Below are 548 nucleotides of genomic sequence, written 5' to 3'. Positions count from 1 at the left end.
GAAGCTGGAAATGGGCAGGCGTAAGCGTCAACAGAAACAGGCTCAACGTCGAACGCCAAAGAGAAAACGGTTTTAATTAGTCGTTTTTTCTGGGATAAAAACAAAAAAAGAGTGGCGATGACCACTCTTTTTTTTGTTCTGGATTATTGCTGTGAATTAGCTGTTGCCAGTTAATTCTCCAGATTGGGTTTGGTTTCGCCCTGCAATTTTAGCTTGGTAAAGCGCTTTGTCAGCTCGACCAACCAAGTCTTCCGTCGAATCTGTGCTTCGGCAGCTGGCAACACCTATGCTTGAAGTGACCGTGATCTCAGATTCGCCACATTTTACGGCATGAGCTTCAAGTGCTTGGCGGATGCGTTCTGCAATAATGGTGGCGCCGTTATGATCTGTTTTATTCAGGACTAATAAGAATTCTTCACCGCCATAACGGAACAGTAAATCTGTTTGGCGGCTTGCGTGGTTAATGATCTTCGCTGTTTCCTGAAGGATGATGTCACCTGCACTGTGGCCGTATCGATCATTAACTGCTTTAAAGTGGTCAATATCCA

The 548-nt window shown here is 44.9% G+C and carries 1 protein-coding gene; it reads right to left on the bottom strand.

What is annotated here, in order from left to right:
- Positions 1-156: 156 nt before the first annotated feature.
- On the bottom strand, positions 157-548 hold a 392-nt coding region (locus AC07E3_RS21480; RefSeq protein ID WP_478364778.1), incomplete at its 5' end, for a GGDEF domain-containing protein.

The sequence above is a fragment of the Nitratireductor lacus genome (genome assembly GCF_056431025.1).
The sequence above is the reverse complement of the archived record's forward strand: the minus strand, read 5'-3'. Positions and strand labels throughout refer to the sequence as shown.